The 20,204-nt window shown below is 49.4% G+C and carries 26 protein-coding genes and 1 pseudogene; 15 read left to right on the top strand and 12 right to left on the bottom strand.

The genetic code is table 11. The annotated features are described in order from the left end of the window. Positions 1-137: 137 nt before the first annotated feature. The gene (locus ACWHYD_RS08720) at positions 138-878 is read left to right on the top strand and encodes a HalD/BesD family halogenase (RefSeq protein ID WP_447965510.1); all 741 of its coding nucleotides are present in this window, start codon (positions 138-140) and stop codon (positions 876-878) included. Between the two features lie 21 nt (positions 879-899). Here ACWHYD_RS08720 and ACWHYD_RS08725 read toward each other — a convergent pair whose 3' ends face one another. Together ACWHYD_RS08725 and ACWHYD_RS08730 are read right to left on the bottom strand one after the other, a co-directional pair. After that, positions 900-1,679 carry a Stp1/IreP family PP2C-type Ser/Thr phosphatase gene (locus ACWHYD_RS08725; RefSeq protein ID WP_447965511.1) on the bottom strand — a complete coding sequence of 260 codons (780 nt, stop codon included), beginning with the start codon at positions 1,677-1,679 and terminating at the stop codon, positions 900-902. After that, complete coding sequence (locus ACWHYD_RS08730; RefSeq protein ID WP_447965512.1) at positions 1,676-2,449, bottom strand: ribonuclease H-like domain-containing protein; 774 nt, start codon at positions 2,447-2,449, stop codon at positions 1,676-1,678. Before ACWHYD_RS08730 ends, ACWHYD_RS08725 begins: the two co-directional genes overlap by 4 nt. Before the next feature lie 110 nt (positions 2,450-2,559). Between ACWHYD_RS08730 and ACWHYD_RS08735 the strand changes: the two genes are divergently transcribed. From ACWHYD_RS08735 to ACWHYD_RS08800, 14 genes and pseudogenes are all read left to right on the top strand, one after another. Then, positions 2,560-2,955: a cyclophilin-like fold protein gene (locus tag ACWHYD_RS08735; RefSeq protein WP_447965513.1), complete on the top strand. Its 396-nt coding sequence runs from the start codon at positions 2,560-2,562 to the stop codon at positions 2,953-2,955. Beyond that, positions 2,955-3,569, top strand: a pseudogene (locus tag ACWHYD_RS08740) (DUF507 family protein). The gene ACWHYD_RS08735 and the pseudogene ACWHYD_RS08740 overlap by 1 nt, the downstream one beginning before the upstream one ends. Before the next feature lie 131 nt (positions 3,570-3,700). After that, complete coding sequence (locus ACWHYD_RS08745; protein WP_447965514.1) at positions 3,701-3,940, top strand: hypothetical protein; 240 nt, start codon at positions 3,701-3,703, stop codon at positions 3,938-3,940. A gap of 28 nt (positions 3,941-3,968) precedes the next feature. Then, positions 3,969-4,835, top strand: a complete 867-nt coding sequence (locus ACWHYD_RS08750) for a hypothetical protein (RefSeq protein WP_447965515.1) — start codon at positions 3,969-3,971, stop codon at positions 4,833-4,835. Positions 4,836-4,947: 112 nt separating this feature from the next. Beyond that, entirely contained in the window at positions 4,948-6,327 is a 1,380-nt protein-coding gene (radA, locus tag ACWHYD_RS08755) for a DNA repair protein RadA (RefSeq protein ID WP_447965516.1), read from the top strand. 27 nt (positions 6,328-6,354) lie between these two features. Further along, complete coding sequence (locus ACWHYD_RS08760) at positions 6,355-7,137, top strand: hypothetical protein (protein ID WP_447965517.1); 783 nt, start codon at positions 6,355-6,357, stop codon at positions 7,135-7,137. A gap of 55 nt (positions 7,138-7,192) precedes the next feature. Continuing rightward, positions 7,193-7,888 carry a tRNA (adenosine(37)-N6)-threonylcarbamoyltransferase complex dimerization subunit type 1 TsaB gene (tsaB, locus tag ACWHYD_RS08765; RefSeq protein WP_447965518.1) on the top strand — a complete coding sequence of 232 codons (696 nt, stop codon included), beginning with the start codon at positions 7,193-7,195 and terminating at the stop codon, positions 7,886-7,888. 43 nt (positions 7,889-7,931) lie between these two features. Continuing rightward, the gene (gene rimI / locus ACWHYD_RS08770; RefSeq protein WP_447965519.1) at positions 7,932-8,486 is read left to right on the top strand and encodes a ribosomal protein S18-alanine N-acetyltransferase; all 555 of its coding nucleotides are present in this window, start codon (positions 7,932-7,934) and stop codon (positions 8,484-8,486) included. A gap of 47 nt (positions 8,487-8,533) precedes the next feature. Then, entirely contained in the window at positions 8,534-8,776 is a 243-nt protein-coding gene (locus ACWHYD_RS08775) for a DUF465 domain-containing protein (protein ID WP_447965520.1), read from the top strand. Positions 8,777-8,814: 38 nt separating this feature from the next. Further along, complete coding sequence (tatC, locus tag ACWHYD_RS08780; protein ID WP_447965521.1) at positions 8,815-9,615, top strand: twin-arginine translocase subunit TatC; 801 nt, start codon at positions 8,815-8,817, stop codon at positions 9,613-9,615. Further along, entirely contained in the window at positions 9,599-10,741 is a 1,143-nt protein-coding gene (locus ACWHYD_RS08785; RefSeq protein WP_447965522.1) for a hypothetical protein, read from the top strand. Before tatC ends, ACWHYD_RS08785 begins: the two co-directional genes overlap by 17 nt. A 25-nt stretch (positions 10,742-10,766) precedes the next feature. Beyond that, positions 10,767-11,288 (top strand): peptidylprolyl isomerase, encoded by a 522-nt coding sequence (locus ACWHYD_RS08790; protein ID WP_447965523.1) that lies wholly within the window; start codon positions 10,767-10,769, stop codon positions 11,286-11,288. Then, complete coding sequence (locus ACWHYD_RS08795; protein WP_447965524.1) at positions 11,281-11,961, top strand: hypothetical protein; 681 nt, start codon at positions 11,281-11,283, stop codon at positions 11,959-11,961. The genes ACWHYD_RS08790 and ACWHYD_RS08795 overlap by 8 nt, the downstream gene beginning before the upstream one ends. Positions 11,962-12,082: 121 nt before the next feature. After that, positions 12,083-13,330, top strand: a complete 1,248-nt coding sequence (locus tag ACWHYD_RS08800; protein WP_447965525.1) for a substrate-binding domain-containing protein — start codon at positions 12,083-12,085, stop codon at positions 13,328-13,330. Positions 13,331-13,607: 277 nt separating this feature from the next. Here the strand turns inward: ACWHYD_RS08800 and ACWHYD_RS08805 are convergent, their stop codons facing one another. From ACWHYD_RS08805 to ACWHYD_RS08850, 10 genes are all read right to left on the bottom strand, one after another. Next, a complete protein-coding gene (locus tag ACWHYD_RS08805) occupies positions 13,608-13,958 on the bottom strand; it encodes a hypothetical protein (RefSeq protein WP_447965526.1) in 351 nt (116 codons plus the stop codon). Positions 13,959-14,082: 124 nt separating this feature from the next. Continuing rightward, complete coding sequence (locus ACWHYD_RS08810; protein WP_447965527.1) at positions 14,083-14,592, bottom strand: M67 family metallopeptidase; 510 nt, start codon at positions 14,590-14,592, stop codon at positions 14,083-14,085. Between the two features lie 4 nt (positions 14,593-14,596). Continuing rightward, positions 14,597-15,397 carry a molybdopterin-synthase adenylyltransferase MoeB gene (gene moeB, locus ACWHYD_RS08815; protein ID WP_447965528.1) on the bottom strand — a complete coding sequence of 267 codons (801 nt, stop codon included), beginning with the start codon at positions 15,395-15,397 and terminating at the stop codon, positions 14,597-14,599. A 14-nt stretch (positions 15,398-15,411) separates the two neighbouring features. After that, positions 15,412-15,654: an NIL domain-containing protein gene (locus ACWHYD_RS08820; protein WP_342346816.1), complete on the bottom strand. Its 243-nt coding sequence runs from the start codon at positions 15,652-15,654 to the stop codon at positions 15,412-15,414. Further along, the gene (locus ACWHYD_RS08825; RefSeq protein WP_447965529.1) at positions 15,651-15,926 is read right to left on the bottom strand and encodes a ubiquitin-like small modifier protein 1; all 276 of its coding nucleotides are present in this window, start codon (positions 15,924-15,926) and stop codon (positions 15,651-15,653) included. The genes ACWHYD_RS08820 and ACWHYD_RS08825 overlap by 4 nt, the downstream gene beginning before the upstream one ends. Then, complete coding sequence (thrC, locus tag ACWHYD_RS08830; protein ID WP_447965530.1) at positions 15,923-17,161, bottom strand: threonine synthase; 1,239 nt, start codon at positions 17,159-17,161, stop codon at positions 15,923-15,925. The genes ACWHYD_RS08825 and thrC overlap by 4 nt, the downstream gene beginning before the upstream one ends. A gap of 31 nt (positions 17,162-17,192) precedes the next feature. Then, a complete protein-coding gene (locus ACWHYD_RS08835; protein ID WP_447965531.1) occupies positions 17,193-18,023 on the bottom strand; it encodes a HesA/MoeB/ThiF family protein in 831 nt (276 codons plus the stop codon). 210 nt (positions 18,024-18,233) lie between these two features. After that, positions 18,234-19,163, bottom strand: a complete 930-nt coding sequence (gene cysK, locus ACWHYD_RS08840) for a cysteine synthase A (RefSeq protein ID WP_447965532.1) — start codon at positions 19,161-19,163, stop codon at positions 18,234-18,236. Then, positions 19,160-19,360 (bottom strand): sulfur carrier protein ThiS, encoded by a 201-nt coding sequence (thiS, locus tag ACWHYD_RS08845; RefSeq protein WP_342346820.1) that lies wholly within the window; start codon positions 19,358-19,360, stop codon positions 19,160-19,162. The genes cysK and thiS overlap by 4 nt, the downstream gene beginning before the upstream one ends. 83 nt (positions 19,361-19,443) lie before the next feature. Continuing rightward, the gene (locus ACWHYD_RS08850) at positions 19,444-20,178 is read right to left on the bottom strand and encodes an SIR2 family NAD-dependent protein deacylase (protein ID WP_447965533.1); all 735 of its coding nucleotides are present in this window, start codon (positions 20,176-20,178) and stop codon (positions 19,444-19,446) included. Positions 20,179-20,204: the final 26 nt, after the last annotated feature.

Genomic DNA, 20,204 nt, shown 5'->3' on the forward strand with positions numbered 1-20,204 from the left:
AGATGAGGCCGAAGTAATTGTTTTATTATCGTTTCGTGAGAATGCGGTGAAAGGCATGTTAAACTAGGGTCAATGATGGTTTTAAAAAAATGGATCAGCGTAAATGTTGGAGCGTGGAGGAATGAAGGAGATTGCATATGCTCGATCCAACGGTAAATGACATTGATCAACTGTTGACTGAGACGATCCAGACACTCAAGCTTGAGGAGGTTTCCCGTCACTATCGGGATCAGGGTGAGTTTGTGGCTTTGGAGCATTTCATGCCCACTCAGGTAGTTCAGGAGTTTATGCGGGAAGTAGAGCGCGTGCGGCCCCAGATCAATCGTAATTTTATACCAGGGCATAAAAAGGGGGGAAGTGTCAGCTTTTATCTTCTGCAGCAATCAGCTCCCGCAATTCTTGCGTTCTATCAGCATCAGGGTTGGATTAATCTCCTGAGCCAGATTGCCGGAGTTCCGTTAATGCTGTGCCCTGAAGAGGATCCCCATTCCTGTGCGCTGTATTTTTATACCGAGGCAGGAGACCATATTGGGTATCATTATGACACCTCATATTACAAAGGTGAACGATTTACGGTATTACTGGGTTTGCAGGATCAATCGAGCAGTCGACTGGTCTGCCGTCTCCATACCAAGGAACAGGGTCGAGAGGTTAAAGAACTATCCCTCAGGACTGACCCCGGCACATATATTTTCTTTAATGGCGATAAATTGCATCATGCCGTGACGCCGCTTGGGGCTGGGGAAGAGCGGATTGTGCTGACGCTCCAATACGTCACTAATCCCTCAATGGGGCTGGCTCAACGCTGGTTCTCAAATATGAAAGATGCTGTGGGATATTTTGGATGGTCGGCCATGTTTCGAAAACCTCACCGTTAAAGACTGGTTCCATATCCTTCCTCAGTGCAACCCAATCAACACCACGGTTGTATTATCTTCTCCACCTAATTGGTTGGCAGTACCCACAAGTGTACGACATATGGCTTCAGCGTGCGGAGCTTCCTGGCCGACAATCGTTTGAATCTCCTGATCAGTCAGCATTTTGGTGAGCCCGTCCGAACAAAGCAGAATGAGGTCTGAGGGTTCAAGCGGATAGGTTTGAACGGTGGGTTGTGCCTCAGGATCGATTCCCAGGGCTTTGGTCAACACATGACGAAGAGGGTGTGTGCGAACCTGTTCAGGGGTAATGAGGTTAAGGGCCAAACGCTCCTCCATGAGGGTATGATCTTTTGTCCAGAGCGAGAGCGAACCCTGTCTGAAAAGATATGCCCGGCTGTCGCCGGCATGAGCTACACTGGCCTGAAATCCCGTCGGGGAACGACTGATGGCGACCACGACAATGGTTGTCCCCATTCCTTTCAGTCGTTCATTTTCTGCGGCTTCCCGTCGAATCCTTTCATTCGCAGACTCAAGGCCTTGATTCAGCACCGATTCTAATTTTTCAGGTTGAACGTATTCAGAGGTTTCAGTCGCTCGTTGGGTTCGAATGACATCGGGAATAGTTTTAACCGCAATTTGGCTGGCCAATTCTCCCCCAGCATGTCCGCCCATTCCATCTGCCAATACCCATAGTTGTAGGGTGTTGTCGATCGAAAACGCATCCTGGTTGAGTTTTCTCACCAGACCAATATGTGTCAGTCCTATGCCAGTCCACTTGTTAGATGGTTGCGCTGATGTCATAGAGAAGCAATGAATTCCGGGATTCCATGGCGTTGGGCCAGACGGTTGTAAATAAGGTCGGCCAAAGGCTCAAGGTTTTTGCAATCTGCTTCATTATATCGGATAAGTATCTCTCTAGAGGCCGCTTGTCCGAGTTGCCATTCTTCCCACAGACGGACGGCATCCCACCCCGTGAGTCCTTCCAGCGAAGCCGGGCGATAGCAGCCTATTTCCGTCTCAATCGCCTTCAGGCCACCTTTTAAACCAAGGCGTCTGGCCGAAAAACACAAGTCGATATGAGGATGGTCAAGAATCAAGTCTGGGTATTTGGCCTTCAAAAATGGCAGGTCAAAACCTGAGCCAAAGAAGGTTACGAGAACATCGTAGGAGGCAAATTCGGCTTGCAACCGCTCCCCGGATAAGTTTTCTCCCCGAATGAAGGTTGTCATGCGACCTTTTCCGTAAATACCCACCACCGTAATCTCGCCATCGGGCAATGGGATTCCATTTGTCTCAATATCCAGAAACGCAGCCTGAGATCGAAAGTTAGGATAAAGACGCCAGTGGTCGCGCGCTTTCAGGATGTGGGTAAAGAAGCGGGAATTCTGCGCTTTCCACTGTTTTTGCGCCTCCAGAATGGCCTCATCGTACTGCGCTTTCCGAAACGAAGAAATGCGGGGAGCGAAAGTTTTCTCGAGAAAAGCATCCCATGTGCCAATACCATCCCCCCACCAGAGACGTTCGGTAGATTCTCCAATACCAGGTAAAAAAAGAAATGTGGATTGTAACATGTGTCTAAACAGGAAATGGGCTTAATTCTAACCTTGATTTCACCAAGAGGACAAGCTACATTCGAAGCAATCTTTAGATCGTATTTCATTCGAAACCTTAGAGAGAATATATGGAATTTAGTCCACAGAAAATCAAAATGACCATCGGTGGGATACAAGTTATTGCACAACTGAAGCCGAATCGAACCGCACAGGCTGTGGTTGACGCCCTGCCTGTTGAGGTGCCCGTGAATCAATGGGGAGAAGAGTTTTATTGCAACATGCCGGGTGTCAAGGATTATCGGGAGGTGGCCACCACACAGGTGAAAGTCGGTGATGTGGCGTTTTGGGGAATGGGGGGAATGTTGGCAGTCTTTTTTGGGCGTACTCCCATGAGTCTTGGCGATGATCCGGTTCCGGCTGATCGGGTGAATGTTATTGGAAAAGTGATAGGTGATCCGAGAGTGTTGATGGAGGCCACAGGGGCTTCCCTCATGAAAGTGGAACGGCTTCCTGAAGGAACCTGATGCGACTCAATAAAGTTCGCGTGCATCAGATGGCCGTCTCAGTCATTGAACGATTACAGTCGAGTGGATTGTTGGAAATTCACGGAAAATCTGAAGTGGTCATTCAAAAATTGGAATCAGCAATTGTATCCGAGTTGCAGGTGGAAGATCGGTTGAATGCGGATGTCCGGGAAATGTTGAAAAAATTTGAACGGGAGTTTGCGGAAGGTCGAGCGGATTATCAGAAAATGTTTACGATGGTGAAACAAAAGCTCATCAAAGACCGCGGGGTCATTTTATAGGGCAGACGGAAGAATGTGATTAATGCCTGAACGACTGGATTGATGATGAATACTCCCATCCTCAGCGACGAAAAACAGACACATCTTGCACATGTGATTCTGACCAATGTCACAGAAATGTCCGAGGTGAAGATGATCGGCGATACTGCTCACGCCCTTCGTGAAGTGAAGCGTGTGTTGGCCGAGCACATGAAAGCTGAAGAGGAGTTGGTTCAAAAGGTTCGAGGTCGATTGCAATCGTATTCCCGGCCGGTTCCGGAAGGTTCTCAAGAGTGGGATGTCCTTTATCAAAAAACCTACCAGGAAGAATTACGTAAGCGGAACCTAAGCTGAAGAATTGCTCTTTTCCCCCTCCCTCCAGATTTTTAAATTCCTGTGAGTGTGCCCCAATCCTTTTTTAGCCCTGATTCTTATCCCTGGAACTCTCCAGAGGGCCAATGGTATGGTTTGGTAGGGTCACCCTGATGAATGATCGTGAAAAGACGATTCATGCTCTTGGAGCCGCCACTCTCTCCATTTTACCGGGGATCGGCCATCTATACTTAGGTGTCAAACGCGGGAATATTTTCTTGGTCTGTGGGATTCTTTTAATGATCATTTCCAAGCTTTTCTGGCCGACAGGATGGTTAATTTACATGCAATTTGCCATTCTGGCAGGCTTCGATGCGTTTGCTTTTGGTAAACGCGGGAGAGGATTGTTTTGATATCTGCCAGGTATATGGAGATCGTAGAATGAAGCAAGGCGATCGTCACGTGCTTATCTTTGTCCGATTAAGTCTGGCTCTGTGCCTATTGGTGCCCGGGATAGGATTGACGGCCTCGCTGGCTCAGGCCGCGAATGTGTCAGTGACCGATTTACTCACATCTCCAGGAAAGACCATTCAATTACAGGCGCGCTTAACCAATCCTGAGGCAGAAGGGGAAATCGGTTTGCCCGATCAGCCTTTGGAATTTATTGTTCATGGCCGGACAGTTGGGCAGGCGAATACCGACGCGAAAGGGTGGGCACGGCTTGACTTTGCTCCCAGTATGCGGGGGAATTTACCGATCATTGTGAAAGTAGTGACGACATCGAAGGTGGATGCCATCCAAGGGAAAGGGGTCCTCTTATCCTGGGAACGGCGCCGTCCCATATTGCTGATTGACCTGGCGGTGTTAGTGGAAGGAGAGGTGGTCACGGAACCGCCTCCGCCTGAACTTTATAATGATCCCGGGCTCATATTAGGAAATGCCCATCCTGCAGCGGCTTCGGAATTAGGCAAGCTAGCTGAATTCTATTACAACCTTGTGTATCTGGACTTGACCGGGCGAGGGCATCTTGAAGATATTCAGGATTGGGTGCGGGAGCATCAATTCCCTCCAGGAATGATTAGGATCCTTTCGAAGACGCCCACGGCATTGACCGAACTTATACACGATCTAAAAAAAGAGGGTTGGGAAAAAGTGAGTGGTGGCATTGGGCGCACGGCAGATTTTGCGGAAGTTCTCGTTCAAAATAGGTTGCAAACCGTGATTTTGCCCTTGCCACAGACAGAGGACCGGTTTCCACGCAGGGCCATTGTCCTCAATGATTGGTCACGTGTCCGACGGCATCTTTGATGACGACAGTGAGCAAAGAGCCGGGCGATGAATGATCCGGTGAGGAAGGTTTATATTTCTCGATGCATATAACTTTCTGCTCATGTGATAGATCGTAGGGGGAGATGCTCCGTTGAAAGCCGCACGACCTAAAACCCGTTTTGTGTGTCAGGAATGTGGACATCAAGGCGTCCGCTGGAGCGGCCGGTGTCCAGAATGCGCGCAATGGAATTCCTTACGGGAAGAGGTTGATCGAGATCTTTCAACTCTTCAACAGCGAAGTGTCGCTGGGGGAACACCAGAGGCTGTTCCTATCAGCTCCATCGTGCAGACTCAGGAGTTTCGTCTTCAGGCTGGCATTGAAGAATTGAATCGAGTGCTCGGTGGGGGAGTGGTTCCGGGATCGGTTATCTTGATTGGAGGTGATCCTGGAATTGGTAAAACGACACTCCTGCTCCAAACCCTCGCCTCCTTGGGAACGGCCAGACAGGTCGGGTTGTATGTATCGGGAGAAGAATCCCCTCAGCAAATTAAAATGCGGGCGGATCGCATAGGTATTCAATCGCCCAACCTGTATGTCGCTGCCGCGACATCCCTGGAAGAAATTTTCAAAGTGGCTGAGCAGATGAATCCCGGTGTCATCGTCGTGGATTCCATCCAAACAGTCTTTACCCAGGAGCTCACATCAGCGCCGGGTAGTGTCAGCCAGGTTCAGGAGGTGGGCTGTCGTCTGATGTGGTTTGCCAAGCGGACGCATGTCCCTATTTTTATTATCGGGCATGTGACGAAAGAAGGAGTGATTGCCGGGCCAAGGCTTCTGGAGCATATTGTCGATACGGTGTTGTATTTCGAAGGAGATAAAGGACAGAGCTATCGAATTCTTCGGGCGGTGAAAAATCGGTTCGGGCCGACCAATGAAATCGGGGTCTTTGAAATGAAGGATGAGGGACTGACCGAGGTTGGGAATCCCTCAGAACTATTTTTGACGGGGCGAATCGGACATGGCGCCGGGTCTGTGGTCGTGTCCAGCGTGGAAGGCTCTCGACCTTTATTAGTGGAATTGCAGGCTCTGGTAGCGGAGACGACCTACCCTATGCCGAAACGTATGGCCAAAGGTGTAGAAGTGAATCGGGTGTCGTTGTTGTTGGCCGTCCTGGAAAAGCGACTCGGGTTGCACTTTGCCGGATACGATGTGTACGTAAATGTGGTGGGGGGGCTTCGGATCGATGAGCCAACGGTTGACGTGGGCATCGTATGTGCCGTGCTTTCGAGCTTTCGAGAGTTGGCACTGGACTCGCGATTGGTTGTGATGGGAGAAGTCGGGTTAGGCGGAGAAGTTCGGCCGGTACAGCATGCGGACCTGCGCATCCGTGAGGCGATGAAATTGGGGTTTCAGCGTTGTGTGGTGCCTGAACCGAATCTGAACCAATGGAAACCTGTGGCTGGCATGGAAGTCGTGGGGATTCGTGACATTGGCGACATTTGGGAAACGGTTGTCAGTCATGCCTCATAAATGGTACCTGCAGGCGGACTGTATACGATGAAGGCTACAAGTCGATGGGTTCTATTGCCGATGGTGTTGCTCGTAGGATGTGCCGGAATATTACCAGAATCGTTGCGACTGCTCGAAGACGGGCAAGAGCAACAGGTACTTCAAGCCTTGCGTCAAAAGGAATTGACGATTCTCACCCTACGAGGATTATTTCACGGATCAATTTCCGGTTCCGGCGTTCCTCTTTCTCAAAATATTCTTGGAACGGTTTCGTACGTGCGTCCCGATGTTCTGGATCTGAAAGGGTTTATTCGAATGGGCGTGCCCGTGATGGATTTTCATCGCAAGGGGAACGAGTATGAACTGTATTTTCCCGCTGAAGGTAAGGTGGTCACCGGAAAAGTTGATGATACCCAGGAGCGCACAGCATGGGATCACACCGTGATGCTGAGTATTCGTGCCCTGGATGCCGTGTTAGGAAAGATTTCCGGGGGATCAAGTAAAGAGGCCCGTGTGTGGAAAAGCAACGAACGTTATCGCATTGATCTTCCTGAAAACCAATCCTCAGCCACGGGATCTCAAGACGATTTCACCGTCAGGACCTGGGTGGATGCCCAGACCATGGACCTGATATCTATTGAATATCGACGCTCGTTTGATGATATCGTCGTGTCCGTGGAATGTGAAGATTATCGAGAGGTGCAAGTGACCACTACCGAAGAGAGTTCACCTGTTCGATTGCCTTTTCTTGTGCGGGCGACAGATTATCGACCCAGCGGAGGATCCATTACCCTGCACTTCAAGGAATTTATCGTCAATGCGGCCTCGTAGGTGTCCTTATGCGTCAAGTCACCACTAATCAGCAAGGCGGGAGTCAATAAGTTCTATGCTGTTTTTAGCTCTGGAGTCCGCCACCTCTCATCAGAGTGTGGCCGTCTTTCGCGACGAACAGCTGTTGGGCAGTCTGGACTGTGAGTCAGGCCAATCTCTGACTCCGCAACTCATCCCCACAATCGATCGTCTGTTATCTTCGGTCTCTTTGCATTTATCACATCTTGAAGGTTTAGTGGTGTCCATAGGTCCGGGGACTTTCACCGGATTACGAGTCGGCCTGGCGACCATGACGGCCTTTCGGCTGGCTTTACAGATTCCGTTGGTGGGGGTTTCCACACTGGAAGGGCTTGCCTGGAATCATCCTGTTACCGATCTCCCTCTGCTCAGCACTATCGGTATTCGCCAGGGAGTTGTCTATTGGGCACTGTTCCGTTGGGAAAATCAACAGATGGTGTGCGTGGAAGAGTCTCAAATCGGGGACATCATTGATGTCTGCGGTGCCCTGTCCGAACCCACCATTGTGCTTGGAGATGGATGGATGCAGAACCGAGAGACTCTCCTTTTAAAAGGGTTCTCTCTTGTCGAAGCTCCTTCCGAGGTGCAATGGCCATCGGCCAAAGGGACCGGAATGGCAGGACGGGTACTGCTGGAACGAGGCGTTCTCCTTCCTCAAGGTTGTACCCCACAGTATATTCAGCCATCGTATGCAGAGATATCAAAAGCAAAAAGCGTGAATCCCATCAAGTGAGACTTCTTGGGTATCTGTTCGTGCGACCATAGAGGAGTGAAGGATGTTCACAAAGGACCGGGTCGTGGGTACTGATCCATTTCACAATGAGGCCATTCGATTAGCCACATTGGCTGATTTGGATGCATTGGTGAGTCTGGAAGAGGCCTGCTTTGCCGTCCCCTGGTCGAAAAAAAGTTTTGAAGCCGAATTGCACGGGAATTCCTTCAGCCAAATGCTTGTTATCCCAGGGCCGAAGGAACTGCCGGAAATTCCCTTGCTGGCCTACATCTGTGTATGGGTGATCTTTGAAGAAATTCGCTTTTTAAATCTGGCGGTTCACCCTCATTTCCGTGGAAATGGATTGGCTAAGCAGTTAATTCTACAAGCATTATGCATCGGGAGTGCTCAGGGATGTTGTCGGGGGATGTTGGAGGTTCGGGACTCCAATCAGATGGCCAAAAAGCTCTATGAGTTCTTTAAATTTAAGGAATATGGCAGAAGGAGTTCCTACTATACGAATCCTAGCGAGGATGCTATCCTTATGATTCTGGAACCGATTTCAGGGGAAATTTCCGATAAAAATGATTTAGGGGAAATTCAGGTCGAATGCAAATAGGAGACGCTTGCCGGTTCAATCACTACTAACACGGGAGGGCACCGAAAGTGACGGACGAACAAATCGCCGAAAATTTGCGGTCATCCAATGTGGAGTATCAGGAGTTGGAGGAATCCCATCACCGGTTGGATCTGGAACTCCAGCAGTTATTGAAACATCATGTGTTGACTCCTCAGGAAGAAATTCTAAAAAAACATTTACAGAAAGAAAAACTTGGCAAGAAAGATCGAATGGCTGCCCTGATTCGTGAACATCGTGCCTCATGTGATAATGCCAACACACCTGGATAATCCGAACGGCTGCTTCGCACGCTAAGCCCCACTTTCTAATGGCTGCCTTTTCCCCTACCATGGCCATGAATGCGGTGGTGCATCCCCTTCAGCGCCACATTCGTGATATTAAACGCCGATTAATGATCGTGGGAGCCACGATCATGGTGTTTTTTGTTATAGCGTTTTCATACTCTTCTATTCTGATCGATTGGTTTAAACGGCCCTTTGAAGATGATCTGATTTTTTATGCCCCGGCCGAGGCATTATTTGCCTCCATTAAAATTTCTTTTATGGCGGCGGTGATTGCCAGTGTCCCAATCATTCTGTACCAATTTTGGAAATTTATTGAGCCGGCGTTGCTTCAGAAAGAGCAACGATGGGCGGTGCCGCTCTTCTTCCTCGGGTTGGGGTTTTTCCTCTTGGGGTTGGCTTTTTGCAATATGGTGATCCTCCCGTTGGTCATCGACTTTTTTGTGACGTTTGGCATGGATCGAGCCATTACGCCGGAATTAGCCGTCGGAACTTATGTCGACTTTAACGTCAAGTTTCTCCTGGCGTTTGGCTTTGCGTTCGAAATTCCACTGTTGATTTCTCTTCTGTCTCGTGCAGGAGTCATTCAGGCGTCTGTCCTCATGCGGTTCCGCAAACATGCCGCTCTGGTGGCGTTGATTCTTTCGGCCGTGATTACGCCGGATGCGACAATGTTCACCATGTTATTAATGGCCGTTCCCTTGATCCTACTGTATGAGATAGGCATTTGGGGTGCAAAGGTCTTTGGGCGTGTTCCTCAATCGGCAGGGGAAAAGAGTCAAGCAACTGAGGGGGATGAGGGCGTGGACGATGAAGAAAAAGGCTAAACGGATGGGATCAGGTATCCGATCGACACAAGGACAAAAACCTCTATGGAATTGTCTTGTGGGCACAGTTGCTTCGCTCTGGCTTATGGGGTTTTCCGGATTTGGAGACAGTCGTCCTCTGTTATCGTCGGTATATCCGGTCTCGAATATTCCCTCTCTTCATCCTGATGACTCTGAAAATACCCACCAAGGGTTTGCCCCGAGTATTCAAACCCTTGTGGTAACTCCGGACGGAGTGGTCTATGCGGGATCCTTTGGAATGGGGCTGTTTCGGAGCCAGGATAAGGGGAAATCCTGGGACGCGTTGAATCGAGGTTTGACGGACCCATTTTTACTGTGTCTTACGGTGACTCCAGGGAAGCACATCTATGCCGGGACGATGCGTGGTGGGGTCTATCGTCTTGGGCTCAAGGGTACGACTTGGGAGTCCATTGGAACAGGATTACATGAGGCGGAAGTCAAATCATTCCTGGTTCACGGGGATGCCGTATATGCGGGAACAGGAACCGGGGTGTACCGGTGGGTAGAAGCCGAAAAACAGTGGGTCATCGTCGGAGCCGGATTGGATCGAATTCTGGTTCCTGGTCTGGCCATCATGGATGATGGGAAACTTTTCGCCGCGACTTCTGGCAAAGGGCTTTTTCATCTGGAGACTCAACAGGCTTCTCCCGCTAAATGGGTGGACTCCCAATCCATATTTGTCGATCCACGGGAACGGTTGCCACATCGCTATCTTCGAGTCATTGCCGTCAATGAGGCCCAACACATTTTTTTAGGAACACAGGATGGAGGGATCTTCCGGAGTACGGATCGTGGTCAATCCTGGTTGTCACTCAGCCGGAATCTCCCCAATGATTCAATTAGAAGCATTGTCCCCGATCATGAAGATATTATTGTGGCCACGGGAAATGGAATTTTCCGATGGACGACTGATCAGCAACAATGGGTGGGCATGAACACCGGGTTGACTAACCTGGCTATTCAAAGCCTCACGCTATCGGATGCCGGGGAGTTATATGCCGGAACCAGTAGTGGAGCATTTCGAAGTCAAGACGGGGGTGCGCATTGGACGAATATTAGCCAAGGGTTGGGTGTCCAGTTGGTTCCCAAAGGCCCTTATGAATAAATCCAGGTAACGGAAAGGACGGGAGATGAGCGACGCAACTCAGAAAGATCAGACAATCACTATCCATATTCAGGTGAACGGCGATTCCTGGGGTGATATCCACTTAAGGCTTTTTTCGGATGTCGCGCCCAATCATGTTCAGAATATGCTGAAATTAGCCAAAGAAAAGTTTTATGACGGCACGACGTTTCATCGGGTGATTCCCAACTTTATGATTCAAGGGGGAGATCCCAATAGTAAGGAGCAGGATCGTTCACGCCATGGAATGGGTGGCCCGGGCTATCGAGTCGATGCGGAATTTAGCTCCACGCCTCATAAGCGAGGGACGCTATCGATGGCGAGATCGCAAGATCCTAATAGCGCGGGTTCCCAATTTTTTATTTGTGTAGCAGATTCGAGTTTTTTAGATGGTCAATATACTGTGTTTGGTGAGGTGGTGAGTGGAATGGAGACAGTTGATCGAATCGTCAATGCTAAGCGGGATGCCAATGATAATCCTATTGATCGGATTGAAATGACCATGAGTGTCCCTGAAGCGAATGCCTAAGAAGTGGGGGCGGGTCTGGCCTTGGTGTCTCCTTGGTGGATGGCTATTGGCGGGTTGTGTTGCTCCACCGTTCTATTCCTACCTGGTCTACGAAAATCCCACATCGTTTGTTCGACTTGAAGTTTCCCCTTGGGTCGACACTGATGTTCCTCAGACATTGAACGAGCATCCTGCCACCATGTCTCGACATCAAATGATCGAGGCCCTGAGCGGATTGCGGGTGCGTGAGTATCGTTCAGGCCCCATCCGATGGGTCCGTGGCCTTGCGGATCCTGAGCCGGCGTTCTTGAAGGAGGAAATAGAATTGTTAGCCCCACGTTTACTCGATGGACTAGGGTTAGCTGTTCCCCAGGAACTGGTTACGTTTTACATCAGTCATCCGGTGAATGCTACGAAACGGGAAGTGACCTCGGGAGGGATGTATGTCAGAGATGGGCATCTCCACGTCATCATCAGTAATCACCGAACAACGTATGAAATTCCCCCTGCAGGGCTGATCTATGATCGGCGGTATCCGTTGTTTTCTCTGGCTCCCCTTGATGTAGATTTACTTTATGATTCAGAAGAGACGGTGATGCCAAAAGAGAAAAAGTTTTGGGAAACTATTTTGGGGGATGAGCACAGCGGTGAGATCGTTCTCGATCTTTCCCGATTGTCGATGATGAAAATGTAAACGTCTAATCCTGGGTTGTACCGGTAGGGGATGTAAAGAGGCCGAGAGACAACGATAAGCCTTCCTTAATGAGGTTCTGCATAGAGAAGACCAACGATGATGAAAGAGTCTTTCGTAGGCTATGGGACTATTGGTCATCCCGGAGGTATTTCGTTATTCCAATACGATTATGAGAAGAATTGTCCCTAAAAGTCTGAAAGCTTCTGGCCGGGGGGAGGTCTTGCTTCAAGAATCCGTGTGTAATCGCTTGCGAGATATACGAAAAAAACAGGGAATTTCCCAGGTGGAGTTAGCGGCCCTGGTGGGTCTGACACGACAAGCGGTCTATGCCATTGAAGCCAATCAATATTTGCCAAGCACCAATGTTGCTTTACGGTTCGCTCGTGCGTTGAAGTGCCGGGTTGAGGATATTTTTATCCTTTCAAATCAAGAAGAAATGGTCGAAGCTGAATTCATTGGTGCCCCAACGGCGTTGGGGCACCCGACAAGGGTTAAGCTGGCATACGTTGGATCAAGGATACTGGCCAGGCCGATGGCTGAACTGGGTGATGTGTTAAATTTTGTGATGCCAGCAGATGGTGTGGTTGTGGAGCAGACCAAGAGATCGACCAGTCCCAAAAGGCCATATGTACGCGTTCAATTACTGAATCCTCCGGAAGTCATCAAAAAGGGGATTCTCATTGCCGGATGCGACCCGGCGTTATTTCTAGCCGGGGAGCATGTCCGTAAGGTAAACGCCATGGCGGGAATCACGAATTGGACCATGGGAAGCGCGAACGCGCTCCGTGCGCTTCAACGGGAAGAAGTTCACATGGCCGGCTTGCATCTTGTGGATGTGAAATCCGGACAAAGTAATGTTCCTTACCTGAAACGACATATTCCCGGGCAGGATTTTGTCGGAGTGCGATTTGCTTCCTGGGTTCAAGGTCTCTTAATTCAGCAGGGAAATCCCAAACATATTCGTACTGTTGAAGATTTTGGCCAGGGCGGGATTCGTCTCGTCAATCGGGAAGTAGGAGCCGGCGCGAGATTTCTTTTGGATACGCTCCTTCAAAAATCTGGATTAACCGGAGAGATGTTACTGGGGTATGACAATGAAGTGCCGTCTCATCTCGAAGTGGCTCGTCTGATTCGAGATGGCATAGCTGACGTGGGCATTGGAGTGGAAGCCGCAGCGCGTCATTTTGGTCTTGATTTTATTCCGCTTCGAGAAGAACAGTATGACCTGATTATGCGTCGCGAATTTCTTACATCCCACCCCGTGATGTCTCAATTTCTTGATGCCATGGTCAGTCATCCCTTCAGGCGGGAAATCGAATCACTTGGGGGATACACGGTGACCGAAATCGGAAAAATTCTTCATTGGTAATTTCGTGTCTCCTCCAATGTCTCGGGGAGGTCAGGAGATAGGGCACGGTCGCAACATACCACCGTTTTCTCATGGAATTTGATGTATTGGCTGCATTGCCACCATCACGTACTCAGTTTTTACCATATTTCCCAATAGGGGACAGGGGTTAAGGCAATACCTTCTCATTCGGAAAAGCTGCCAGGTTCAGGTGTGTTGGGCTATGGCTCATTGAGGAAATAGGCCTCAAGAGAGTTCGTGGAAAAGTGGCGGTTAGAATTTTACCGTTGAGAAAGTATTAAGGACTGCAGGTCCTGCCATTGAACACTTTACAGGAAGAACCACTTCTGGCTAGTTTCCAGGATTTAACCAATGGGGGAGTAGGGTCTGGTCGCATTTCGACGATCACGTCAATGATATCTCCCACATCCAAAGTTTTCAGTTGAATCTTTCCTTCTTCTTCAACCTGAACCCATTGAATACCAGAATCAGTCGTAATCAAAAATACGCCTTTGTCCGATTCAATTTTCATAATGGGACTGTTGAACTTCTGGAGTGAGGTTGAAGCTTCGGCATACACCTGTGACCCAGGCTGAAAAAAAACAATCAACCCTAGCAGAAAAGCAAGCAGGTGATGGAGGTTTGGCATAAATTTCTCCTGTTGTTACTTTGAGAAGCCTTTCTCATTATCGCAATATTCTTAGCAGAAAGTCTATGGGGGTTTCTATGGGGGTTGCATCAGGAAATTGCAGACATGTTTGTGATGGCCTGAGCTAGGGCATGGTTTGGATGGGAATTTCTGTGGCCTTGGATTCTTGGATTCGGTAGGCTCGAACCACCGGCTGCTCCATATGCTCTAAGGAAATTATCAGGTGAAATGGTTCAGGAAAGTTTAGTTTGGCCCGATAGCTTTCAAACTCCATGGCGATGGTGATATCGGTTTGAGATGGCCTGGCCGGACTAAATGTGTGGGAATGATAAAATCCTAAAAGGTCGAGATTTTTCGAACGAATGTCCCGCTGAGCCATGGCCATTTCTCTCGCGTCCATCTGAAAGGCGATATCCGCTCGCTCCTCCGGCGATAAACGTTGCAGGTCGGACAATTTAGCTCGGTCAAAGCGTGAAAGTTCTTCTTCGGATAACTCAGCCAGAATATTGGTAATGCGATAGTATTCGGTGATTGTGCTTCCGGTTCCTGAAAGAATGCCACAACATTCATGAGGTGCCAATTCCCGCGCATGGGCTATCATGTTGTTGATAATACTTGACGGAATGGAAAGCATGGACCTAGATACTACAGGAAACTTCCTGGTCCACAAGTTTGGTGATGGTGGGATGGGGACCACAGAGAGGGCAGTCTGGAGATTTTGGACGACCGACCTTTCGGAATGTCATATCAAGGGCATCGTAGAGAAGAAGATGTTTTGCCAAACTTTCTCCAAGTCCGAGGACTTCCTTAATAGCCTCGTTGGCTTGCAAGACACCAATGGTCCCGGCTAAGGCCCCTAATACCCCGGCTTCTTGGCAATTCGGCACAAGGCCGGCTGGTGGAGGCTCAGGATATAAACAGCGATAACAGGGAAAGCCTTCATGGGGTTTAATCGTGACTAATTGCCCTTCAAACCGAAAGATACTCCCTGAAATCAGCGTTTTTTTTGCAAAAAAACAGGCATCATTGACGAGAAACCGCGTGGAGAAATTGTCGGATCCGTCTAGAACGATATCGTAGGCCTCAATTAAGGCAAGGATATTGGTGACGCTGACATGTTCAGGGTAAAGATTAAGAGTGATTTCAGGATTGAGGGCTGATAATAATGTCCCGCCGGATTCAACCTTTGGAACACCAATACGGTCGGTTGTATGGAGAATTTGCCGTTGAAGATTGGATAGGTCCACGACATCGCCATCAGTCAGACCTAAGGTTCCGATTCCGGCCGCAGCAAGATACAAAGCTGCCGGAGAACCAAGGCCTCCTGCCCCAATCACCAGGATTTTGGCATCCTGCAATTTTTTCTGTCCTTTGCCGCCCACTTCCGACAGAATAATTTGACGGCTGTAACGCTGGATTTGAGATTCAGTAAATTCCATGGGAAGCGAAATCCTTATTCAACGACGTTCAGTTCAATCGGATCAACCATGCAGCCTTTTTGACGAAGACCCTGAATCGCCCGGTCAATTTCATCGGTTTCTCCAGAAAATTCCACATCCATCCAGCCTGTGGTCTCACGGACATCGGCCCGTCGGATACTGGGCACGACCTGAAATTCCTGCCCGATTTCATACAGGATGGGAGAAGGAATTTTATCCTCGGGATATCGAATGTGAAAGCGTAATTTGGCCATCATGCACCTCCTGCGATTGCGGGAATGATGGAGACTTCATCTCCGTCTTTCAGTGGGGTGTCTTTGCCGGTTAAAAACCGAATATCTTCCTCATTAACATAGATATTGATGAATCGGCGAACCTCTCCCTGTTCATCATAGACGCGTTCCTTAATGCCGGGATGGGCAGAGCCCAGGTTGTCAATTATTTCCGACACCGTGTTCCCCGCTATTTCCACTTCACTTTTTCCCCCGGTCATGGGGCGTAAGGGAGTGGGGATTCTGACCTTAATCATGCTGACTCCTCTATGGCAAAAGTCTTGATAAAGTGACTGAGACTGGGTGGGATGCGGAAGGGGCGTCCGACGGAATCGACGACCGCTTCCTGAGTTTTCAGTCCGTTCCCGGTAATATAGGCCACGGTCACATCATTTTTTTGAATGCGCCCTTGTTTCACTAATTTGCGAAGGACCCCAATGGTGACCCCCCCCGCAGTTTCAGCAAAAATCCCTTCCGTTTGAGCCAGAAGCTTAATGCCTTCCACTATTTCATCATCGGTGACGGCGTCCATGGCCCCTTGGCTTTCCGCAGCGGTTTTTAATGCGTAGTACCCATCCGCCGGATTGCCAATGGCCAGCGATTTGGCAATGGTGTGGGGTTTCACCGGTTTAAAGAAATCACGGCCCTCTCGAAATGCCGTGGCAATGGGAGAGCAGCCTTCTGCTTGCGCCCCGTTCACTTTCGTGTTCACTGAATCGACCAAGCCCAACTTCTCAAATTCTTTGAGGCCTTTCCAAATTTTTGTCAGCAATGATCCGGATGCCATGGGCACCACGACTTGATCAGGAGCCCGCCACCCTAATTGCTCGACAGTTTCAAAGGCCAACGTTTTCGAGCCTTCAGCATAATAGGGGCGGATATTGATGTTGACGAATGCCCAGTGACGTTCTCCCGCGATTTCGCTGCAGAGTCGATTGACATCATCATAATTTCCTTCAATTTCCACGACATTCGGACGATAAATCAGATTGCCCAGCACCTTCGCGGCTTCCAGGTCTCCGGGAATGAACACATAGCATTTCATTCCTGCCGAAGCTGCATGGGCCGATACCGAATTTGCCAGATTGCCGGTTGAGGCACAGGCAACGGTTTCAAATCCCAGTTCCCTGGCCCGAGTTAAGGCGATGGCCACCACGCGATCCTTAAACGACAACGTCGGATGATTGACGCAATCATTTTTAATGTACAGGTTGTCCAGTCCGAGGAAGGCCCCCAGATTTTTGGCATGAACCAGCGGGGTAAATCCGGCATGAAGACCGATGAAATTAGCGCCTTCCACGGGGAGAAGATCCACATATCGCCAAAGGCTGCGAGGACCGGATGTAATTTTTTCACGCGTCATGACCTGTTTGATGACGGCATAATCGTATTTGACTTCCAGTGGGCCAAAGCATAATTCGCATACATGAATATCCTGCGTAGGATATTCTTTCCCGCACTCCCGACACACTAGAGCTAGCATTTTTTTCATAGCATCATCCTCCCCTTTTAAACGGCGGGGTTTATCCGTTGGTTAGCGTTGTAGCCGATGGTTGAAGTTGGCACGCTTCCTGTTCATAGTCGATAAGTTCCGTCAACGAAGGATTTGGGCCGCAAAGTGCACATGAGGGATTCCGTTTGACGCGAATTTCCCGAAACGCAGTGGTGCGTGCGTCAAAATCCAGAATGCGGTTCGTTAAAGGCGTTCCAATGTTGAGGATGAGTTTAATGGCTTCTGTGGCCTGAATCGTTCCAATGAGTCCGGCAACCACCCCGATGATCCCGGCTTCCTGACAAGTAGGGACAACTCCTGCTGGCGGGGGATTTTTGAACACACAACGATAACAGGCGGATTGATTTGGAATAATGGTGAAGACTCGTCCTTCAAACCGGAGAATTCCTCCATGCACAAGAGGTTTGTTCTCCAGGTAACAGGCATCATTAATCAAAAATTTTGCGGGGAAGTTGTCGACCCCATCAATGACGACATCATATTGGCTAATTAATTCTCGAGCATTGCGAGAAGTCATTCGTTCTTCGTGGATGTTGACCTGGACATCAGGGTTTACCGCCTGAATTTTTTCTTTGGCCGAAACGACCTTAGACCGTCCCACATCAGGGGTATGGTGAAGGATTTGTCGTTGAAGGTTGGAGAGATCAACCACATCACTATCAATCAATCCAATGGTGCCAATGCCGGCTGCCGCAAGATAATAGGCCACCGGGGAGCCCAAGCCTCCCGCGCCGACAATAAAGACTTTCGCTTGTGACAGCTTTTTCTGGCCTTTACCGCCCACCTCCGGCAGTAAGATGTGCCGGCTATATCGAGTAATTTGGTCTTCTGTGAAACTCATATGACCTCTGACCTTTTAGGTGCTGAATGTTGGTTCATCCTCGCTATCCGAGGAGAATGAGGTGAGCATGATCAAAAATAATTATTGGGCCAGGGAATCATTCTCCAATAACCCTTTGCAGAGCACATCTCAGTTATCCTTATCTTTTTGAGGGAGAGAAGTTGCCCTCCTCAAATTCTTCCTTCAGGGAAGGGGATCCGTGGAATTGCACTAAATATTAAAATATTTCTCAATGCTCAGATATCGTTCGCCTGTATCGCAGAGAATAGTGACGACATTCTTATTCGGGCCTAAGGCTTCGGCGACCTTTTGAGCGGCAAATATATTGGCCCCTGCAGATATTCCCACCAGGAGCCCTTCCTTCCTGGCAAGTTGCTTCGTGGTTTGGTAAGCTTCTTCATCCGTCACGGTCATAATTTGATCGATGAGGGACCGATTCAGAACTTTAGGAACGAAGCCCGCGCCGATCCCTTGAATCCTGTGCGGCCCGGGTTCTCCTCCCGATAATACGGGGGAACCGGTTGGTTCTACCGCAATCACCTTGACCGAAGGATTGTTTTCTTTAAACAGTTCTCCGCATCCGGTAATCGTTCCGCCGGTTCCTACCGCAGCGACGAATGCATCCACCTTGCCCTCCAAGGCCTCCCAGATTTCCAAGGCCGTTGTCTTGCGATGAATGGCTGGATTAGCCGGGTTAGAAAACTGGTTCGGCATGAAGTATTCGGGATTTTGCTCCAAAATACTTTCTGCTTCTTTAATCGATCCTCGCATCCCTTCTCGGGCGGGAGTCAACACCAACTGCGCGCCATAGGAGGAGAGCAGGCTGGCCCGTTCCAGGCTCATCCCCTCCGGCATAACCAGAATTAATTTATAGCCCCGAACGGCAGACACCAGGGCTAATCCAATGCCGGTATTGCCGCTGGTCGGTTCCACAATGGTGCCACCAGGCTTGAGCAGACCCTTGTTCTCTGCTTCATCAATCATATTCAGGCAGATACGATCCTTGACGCTGCCGCCAGGATTGTAAAACTCCGCCTTCCCATAAATTGTGGCTCCCCCTGCAGGCGAAAGCCGGTTTAATCGCACTAACGGAGTATGCCCAATGCCATCCGTAATATTTCGAAGATATGCAGCACTCACGCGCCACCGCCCATGAAAAATAAAAATTCGAGTTTATCGCCATCCTTAAGAGAAGTCGTTCCCAATTGCTCTTGATCAACCATCTGCGTATTCAGTTCCACAGCAACGAGTTGCGGGTCAATATCTTTGGTTTTCAAGACGTCTAGCACCGTAGAAACCTCCAGGGTTTCGGGTTTACCATTGATCGTCAATTGCATGCCGTGCTCCAAACGTAAGTACTGAAAATCCCTAAACAAAAAACGTAACAAACCCCTACGAAGGGAGTCAAGAAATGGTGCGATTAGGTGACTTGTCGCAAGAGCGGCACCAGATCTTTGGCACGGCCCTGAAAGGACACGTCCACCAAGGAGGAATTGGGCGTCGGATCCAAATTTAATTCGACCACCAGGGCGCCACCATCTTTGGCAACGGGAGCAAAAGAGGCTGCCGGATAGACCACGCCTGAGGTCCCAATAATGAGAAGAATATCACAAGTTCGCAATGCCTGATAACTGCGATTCAAATCTTCCTGATCCAAGGACTCTCCAAACCACACAATATGGGGGCGCAACAACCCCGAACAATCCGTGCAGGTTGGTGGATAGACCAGAGGCAGATCGCGGTTAGACGAAATCCGGTTGCATTGTGTACAACGCACTTTCCAGATATTGCCATGGATTTCCGAAAGACGTTGCGAGCCGGCCAGGGCATGAAGCCCATCGACGTTTTGCGTAATGAGCCAGAAGTGTTCAATTCGTTGTTCAAGTTCAACGAGAGTTTCATGTGCCGCATTCGGGTGTTTGGTTGCGACCAATTCCCGTCGCCAGTTATACCATTCCCAAACAAGTTTGGGGTCCCGGGCAAAGGCCTCCGGTGAAGCCAGTTCTTCAGGGCGGAAATTTTTCCACAAGCCTTCGGGGCCTCGAAACGTCGGCACGCCGCTATCTGCGGAAATTCCCGCACCGGTAAGAACCGTGACCGAACGGGCCATGGCTATCCGGTCACGCACATCAAGAATTGTCATTCCATTAGACATAAAACTGATTCACATTCAGGGAAATA

The sequence above is a fragment of the Nitrospira sp. Ecomares 2.1 genome (genome assembly GCF_965152585.1).

What these genes read in the sequence shown, in the direction of transcription:
- ACWHYD_RS08720 (WP_447965510.1), top strand. Translation starts at nt 138, where the DNA reads ATGCTCGATCCAACGGTAAATGACATTGATCAACTGTTGACTGAGACG.
- ACWHYD_RS08725 (WP_447965511.1), bottom strand. Translation starts at nt 1,679, where the DNA reads ATGACATCAGCGCAACCATCTAACAAGTGGACTGGCATAGGACTGACA.
- ACWHYD_RS08730 (WP_447965512.1), bottom strand. Translation starts at nt 2,449, where the DNA reads ATGTTACAATCCACATTTCTTTTTTTACCTGGTATTGGAGAATCTACC.
- ACWHYD_RS08735 (WP_447965513.1), top strand. Translation starts at nt 2,560, where the DNA reads ATGGAATTTAGTCCACAGAAAATCAAAATGACCATCGGTGGGATACAA.
- ACWHYD_RS08745 (WP_447965514.1), top strand. Translation starts at nt 3,701, where the DNA reads ATGAATGATCGTGAAAAGACGATTCATGCTCTTGGAGCCGCCACTCTC.
- ACWHYD_RS08750 (WP_447965515.1), top strand. Translation starts at nt 3,969, where the DNA reads ATGAAGCAAGGCGATCGTCACGTGCTTATCTTTGTCCGATTAAGTCTG.
- ACWHYD_RS08760 (WP_447965517.1), top strand. Translation starts at nt 6,355, where the DNA reads ATGAAGGCTACAAGTCGATGGGTTCTATTGCCGATGGTGTTGCTCGTA.
- tsaB (WP_447965518.1), top strand. Translation starts at nt 7,193, where the DNA reads ATGCTGTTTTTAGCTCTGGAGTCCGCCACCTCTCATCAGAGTGTGGCC.
- rimI (WP_447965519.1), top strand. Translation starts at nt 7,932, where the DNA reads ATGTTCACAAAGGACCGGGTCGTGGGTACTGATCCATTTCACAATGAG.
- tatC (WP_447965521.1), top strand. Translation starts at nt 8,815, where the DNA reads ATGGCTGCCTTTTCCCCTACCATGGCCATGAATGCGGTGGTGCATCCC.
- ACWHYD_RS08785 (WP_447965522.1), top strand. Translation starts at nt 9,599, where the DNA reads ATGAAGAAAAAGGCTAAACGGATGGGATCAGGTATCCGATCGACACAA.
- ACWHYD_RS08790 (WP_447965523.1), top strand. Translation starts at nt 10,767, where the DNA reads ATGAGCGACGCAACTCAGAAAGATCAGACAATCACTATCCATATTCAG.
- ACWHYD_RS08795 (WP_447965524.1), top strand. Translation starts at nt 11,281, where the DNA reads ATGCCTAAGAAGTGGGGGCGGGTCTGGCCTTGGTGTCTCCTTGGTGGA.
- ACWHYD_RS08800 (WP_447965525.1), top strand. Translation starts at nt 12,083, where the DNA reads ATGGGACTATTGGTCATCCCGGAGGTATTTCGTTATTCCAATACGATT.
- ACWHYD_RS08805 (WP_447965526.1), bottom strand. Translation starts at nt 13,958, where the DNA reads ATGCCAAACCTCCATCACCTGCTTGCTTTTCTGCTAGGGTTGATTGTT.
- ACWHYD_RS08810 (WP_447965527.1), bottom strand. Translation starts at nt 14,592, where the DNA reads ATGCTTTCCATTCCGTCAAGTATTATCAACAACATGATAGCCCATGCG.
- moeB (WP_447965528.1), bottom strand. Translation starts at nt 15,397, where the DNA reads ATGGAATTTACTGAATCTCAAATCCAGCGTTACAGCCGTCAAATTATT.
- ACWHYD_RS08820 (WP_342346816.1), bottom strand. Translation starts at nt 15,654, where the DNA reads ATGATGGCCAAATTACGCTTTCACATTCGATATCCCGAGGATAAAATT.
- ACWHYD_RS08825 (WP_447965529.1), bottom strand. Translation starts at nt 15,926, where the DNA reads ATGATTAAGGTCAGAATCCCCACTCCCTTACGCCCCATGACCGGGGGA.
- thrC (WP_447965530.1), bottom strand. Translation starts at nt 17,161, where the DNA reads ATGAAAAAAATGCTAGCTCTAGTGTGTCGGGAGTGCGGGAAAGAATAT.
- ACWHYD_RS08835 (WP_447965531.1), bottom strand. Translation starts at nt 18,023, where the DNA reads ATGAGTTTCACAGAAGACCAAATTACTCGATATAGCCGGCACATCTTA.
- thiS (WP_342346820.1), bottom strand. Translation starts at nt 19,360, where the DNA reads ATGCAATTGACGATCAATGGTAAACCCGAAACCCTGGAGGTTTCTACG.
- ACWHYD_RS08850 (WP_447965533.1), bottom strand. Translation starts at nt 20,178, where the DNA reads ATGTCTAATGGAATGACAATTCTTGATGTGCGTGACCGGATAGCCATG.